5 protein-coding genes and 1 pseudogene are annotated in these 4,501 nt (G+C 47.4%); 5 read left to right on the forward strand and 1 reads right to left on the reverse strand.

The annotated features are described in order from the left end of the window. Nucleotides 1-228, reverse strand: a pseudogene (locus tag H740_RS12215) (apolipoprotein N-acyltransferase); the annotation flags it as partial. A gap of 8 nt (nt 229-236) precedes the next feature. On the opposite strand from H740_RS12215, the gene yajC reads away from it, so the two are divergent. From yajC to H740_RS07875, 5 genes are all read left to right on the forward strand, one after another. Continuing rightward, entirely contained in the window at nt 237-527 is a 291-nt protein-coding gene (gene yajC, locus H740_RS07855) for a preprotein translocase subunit YajC (RefSeq protein WP_002953039.1), read from the forward strand. Next, nucleotides 520-2,100 (forward strand): protein translocase subunit SecD, encoded by a 1,581-nt coding sequence (gene secD, locus H740_RS07860; protein ID WP_002953040.1) that lies wholly within the window; start codon nt 520-522, stop codon nt 2,098-2,100. Before yajC ends, secD begins: the two co-directional genes overlap by 8 nt. Continuing rightward, nucleotides 2,101-3,072 carry a protein translocase subunit SecF gene (gene secF / locus H740_RS07865; RefSeq protein ID WP_002953041.1) on the forward strand — a complete coding sequence of 324 codons (972 nt, stop codon included), beginning with the start codon at nt 2,101-2,103 and terminating at the stop codon, nt 3,070-3,072. Nucleotides 3,073-3,081: 9 nt separating this feature from the next. Next, nucleotides 3,082-3,420 (forward strand): DUF6394 family protein, encoded by a 339-nt coding sequence (locus H740_RS07870; protein ID WP_002953043.1) that lies wholly within the window; start codon nt 3,082-3,084, stop codon nt 3,418-3,420. An 8-nt stretch (nt 3,421-3,428) separates the two neighbouring features. Further along, a partial coding sequence (locus H740_RS07875; RefSeq protein ID WP_002953045.1) for a class I tRNA ligase family protein occupies nt 3,429-4,501 on the forward strand: 1,073 nt, incomplete at its 3' end.

A 4,501-nucleotide genomic window follows, 5' to 3' on the forward strand; every position in this document is an offset into this window, starting at 1 on the left:
CCAGTAAAACCACGAAATCCCGATAAAAAATCCCGTCCAAAAAAAGCCGCGGCGATCAAATTTGAGCAGAAAATAAAAGCCCGCGATTGCAAAAAACGGCGAGATAAAATTTAAAATTTCGCTGCCTAAAAGATCGGCTAGTATAAAATTTGAGATTAAAATCGCGCCGACAAAGGCTTTTATTATAATTTTAGTGCTAAAATAAGGGCTTAAAATTTTTTTTATCAAGGAATCCCATGCAAGAAGGAAATTTCGTAGCTTCATTACTGCCTCTAGTCGTGCTTTTCGCGATATTTTATTTTTTGGTTATCAGACCGCAGCAAAAACAGCAAAAAGCTCATGCCGCGATGCTGGCCGCACTCGAAAAAGGCGACAAGATCATAACTAGCGGCGGACTAATCTGCGAGGTGATAAAACCGGAAGAGGATTTTATCAGAGTTAAGCTTAACGACGACGTAATCGTGCGCGTTTCACGCGAATTCGTCGCGAGAAAAATAGAAAAAACAGAGACGAAAGCAAATGCGTAACGGCAAAATAACGTATAGGCTGATCATCTTTGCTCTGGCTTTGATTTTGGGCATTATTTTTTCCGCGCCGTCTTTTACGGACAAGCTAGGCGGATCTAAAATCAGTCTAGGTCTTGATTTGCAGGGCGGACTTCACATGCTCCTTGGCGTTGAGACCGAGGAGGCCGTGCACTCAAAGATCAAGTCGATCGCCGCTAGCGTGAACTATTTTGCAAAAAAAGAGGACGTTTTGATCGATAGCTTTAAGATCCGCGAGGATAAGGTGGACTTTGAGCTACTCGACGCAGATGAAGCTGCTAAAATCGACGGCATGCTAAAAGATATCAAAGGTCTTAACGTACAAAAAGAGGGTCTAAAATACTCTGTCGGTTTAATCGACGCCGAGAAGGCCGAAACTATCGAATACGCGATAAATCAAGCGGTGGAAACGATCAGAAACCGCCTCGATCAGTTCGGTCTAGCAGAGCCTACGGTAGCAAGGCAGGGCAAGGATAATATCTTAGTCGAGCTTCCTGGTATCAAAACGGCAGCCGATGAGCAGCGCGCACGCGATCTCATCGCAAAAGCCGCACACCTCCAGCTAATGGCCGTCGATGAAAAGCGCCAGTCGCAGGCAAACTCTATGAGCGAGGCTGAGGCTGAAAGCTACGGCGACATCATCTATCCGGACGTCAAAAATGCGCAGATAAAATACGTTGTAAAAAACATCCCCGTCCTTGACGGAGCGATGCTAACGGACGCTAGAGTGGCCTTTGATCAGCGCACGAACGCGCCTATCATCAGCTTTACCTTAAACGCCGAGGGAGCTAGAATTTTTGGCGATTTTACCGGCGCAAACGTAGGCAAGCGATTAGCTATCGTGCTTGACGGCAAGGTGTACTCGGCTCCGTCGATAAACGAGCGAATCGGCGGCGGAAGCGGTCAGATAAGCGGCGGGTTTAGCGTAGAGGAGGCTCATGACGTAGCTATTGCGCTTAGAAGCGGCGCTCTTTTAGCTCCCGTAAAAATGCTAGAAAAGCGAAGCGTAGGACCGAGCCTGGGTGCTGATAGTATAAGACAATCTATGATCGCGCTTGCGTCGGCTTCGGTTTTGGTTGTGCTATTTATGATAGCTTATTACGGATTTAGCGGCATTTTGGCAAATATCGCACTTGTCGCAAATATCTTAATATTGGTCGCTGTGATGGCGATGTTCGGTGCCGCTCTAACGCTACCGGGAATGGCCGGTATAGTGCTAACCATCGGTATGGCAGTCGATGCCAACGTCATCATAAACGAGCGTATCAGAGAGCTGCTGCGCGACGGAGCTAGTATCGCAACGAGCGTGAAAAAGGGCTATGAAAACGCGATGAGCGCGATCATAGACGCAAATTTGACTACACTTATTACCTCGGTCGTGCTTTACGCCTACGGTACTGGACCAGTTAAGGGCTTTGCCGTAACTATGGGTATAGGTATCATCGCTTCGATGATAACGGCGATCTTGGGTACTCACGGTATGTTTGATACGATTATAAATAAAATAGAAAAAAGCGGTAACACGCGGTTTTGGTTCGGTTATAAAAGGGTATAAATGCAATTTTTCTCAAAGGCACATGTTTATGATTTTATGAGCAAGCGCTACATCGCGCTAGCCGTCTCTGCCGTGCTGTTTTTCGGTTCACTTTTTTTGATGGCGACGAAAGGCTTTAACTACGGTATCGATTTTTCGGGCGGTACGCTCATCCAGGTGAAATACGATAGCGCAGTCTCGCTAGATAAAATTCGCGCGGCTTTAGCAAAAGACGAAGCCTATAAAAACGCGAGCGTTACGGAGTTTGGCTCAGCCGAAGAGGTTACGATTAGATTTTCGGGAGCAAACTCAAATTTGGGTAGCGACGTCGGAGCTAGCGTAGCCGAGCTTTTAAAAGATACGGGCAAATTTGAGATCCGCCGTACTGACGTGGTCGGGCCTAAAGTCGGCGACGAGCTACGCGAAAAGGGTGTGATGGCGCTTGCAATCTCGCTTGTTGGTATTTTGATCTATATCGCGTTTAGATTTGAGTGGAGATTTGCGATGGCGGCGGTGGCCTCGGAGATTCACGATGTCGTGATTACGATGGGAGCTATCAGTCTTTTTGCTATCGACGTAAATTTAGACACTCTTGCGGCGATCCTTACGGTCGTGGGCTATTCGCTAAACGACACGATCATCGTCTTTGACCGTATCAGAGAAAATATCAAAAGCAGCAAGAGCACGCATCTTGATACGATAATAAACGAATCGGTCTCTGCGACGCTAACTAGAACGATACTCACCTCGGGCACCACGCTCATCACGGTCGTCGTGCTATTTTTGTTCGGCGGAGATATGATACACGGATTTTCTTTGGCGCTGATAGTGGGTATAGTCATCGGTACGCTTAGCTCGATATTCGTCGCTGCGCCTATGCTTTTGTGGTTTAAATTTAGCGTGGAGAAATACCGCGCTATGGAAGCGGAAAAGGCGCGCGTACAAAGAGAAAAAGACAAGCAACGCGCAATGTTTGAAAAAGGCACTATATAAGGAGATGCGATGAACTGGGGCAAGGTTGTTTATATATTTTTCGCGCTTATGAGCCTGACGACGACGGCGGGGTTTTTATACGATAAAAACGAGATTGCGCTATTTGTAGCGGCGAGTGTAAACGTGATCTCGACGCTGCTAAAAATCGGCGTCAAAAACGTCTTTGCCGCAGAGCTTTTTGCTAGCTCGCTAGTGGCTGATTTGCACCTTATTCCGGCTTTTGTGCTGCTTCAGGTAAACGGCAACGCGCATATGGCGTATTCGCTAGCGATCGGCGCTGCGATAGCAAACGTCTTTTCTTTGGCGCTTGTTTTGGTTGAGTCCGGCAAGACACAAGAAGAATTTTAGGAGTAAAAATGAGTGAAAATTTAAAATACGAGCCGGCGAAAATAGAAAAAAAATGGCAAGAAATTTGGAGTAAAAACGGCGAATTTGAGCCCAAAGACGACTATAGTCTGCCTAAAAAATATATCCTAAGCATGTTTCCGTATCCTAGCGGACGCATCCATATGGGACACGTGAGAAACTACACCATCGGCGACGCCTTGGCTCGCTACTACCGCAAGCGCGGCTACAACGTCCTTCACCCGATCGGCTTTGATAGCTTTGGTATGCCTGCGGAAAATGCGGCGATAAAGCACAAAATCCATCCTAAAATTTGGACTTACGAAAATATAGACTATATGCGCGGCGAGCTTGAAACGCTAGGGCTTAGCTTTTCTAAAAAGCGCGAGTTTGCGACATCTGACCCGCTTTATACTAAATTTGAGCAAGAATTTTTTATCAAAATGTATGAAAAAGGTCTGGTTTACCGCAAGAGCGCGGTCGTGAACTGGTGCGAATATGACCAAACCGTGCTAGCTAACGAGCAGGTCGAGGACGGATGCTGCTGGAGATGCGGAAATGCCGTCATCCAGCGCGAGCTACCTGGCTACTATCTAAAGATCACCGATTACGCGCAGGAGCTACTAGACGATCTAAAGCGCCTTGAGGGCAAATGGCCGTCCCAAGTGCTCACGATGCAGGAAAACTGGATCGGCAAGAGCTTTGGTTTGGAGTTTAAATTTGAGCTTGACGAGGAGTCGAAGCAAATTTTAGAAGGCGGCGAGCAGATGGAGGGCTTTGAGGTATTTACTACGCGCCCTGATACGATTTACGGCGTTAGCTATGCGGCCTTGGCGCCTGAGCACAAGATCGTAAAAAGACTGCTTGACGGTGGTAAGCTAGAGGCGGATAAGGCTGAGCGAATCAGGAAAATTTTAAACCAAAGCCCGCGCGAACGCCAAGCTAGCGAAAAAGACGGCCTGTTTTTGGGTATCAATGTCCTACATCCGCTAACGGGCGAAAAAGTGCCTGTTTGGGTAGCAAATTTCGTTTTAGCGGACTACGGTAGCGGCGCGGTTATGGCGGTGCCGGCCCACGATGAGCG

Source organism: Campylobacter showae CC57C, assembly GCF_000344295.2.
Lineage (GTDB): Bacteria > Campylobacterota > Campylobacteria > Campylobacterales > Campylobacteraceae > Campylobacter_A > Campylobacter_A showae_B.

Excerpts from the sequence above, each read along its gene's own strand:
- yajC (WP_002953039.1), top strand. The coding sequence starts at position 237 with ATGCAAGAAGGAAATTTCGTAGCTTCATTACTGCCTCTAGTCGTGCTT.
- secF (WP_002953041.1), top strand. The coding sequence starts at position 2,101 with ATGCAATTTTTCTCAAAGGCACATGTTTATGATTTTATGAGCAAGCGC.
- H740_RS07870 (WP_002953043.1), top strand. The coding sequence starts at position 3,082 with ATGAACTGGGGCAAGGTTGTTTATATATTTTTCGCGCTTATGAGCCTG.
- secD (WP_002953040.1), top strand. The coding sequence starts at position 520 with ATGCGTAACGGCAAAATAACGTATAGGCTGATCATCTTTGCTCTGGCT.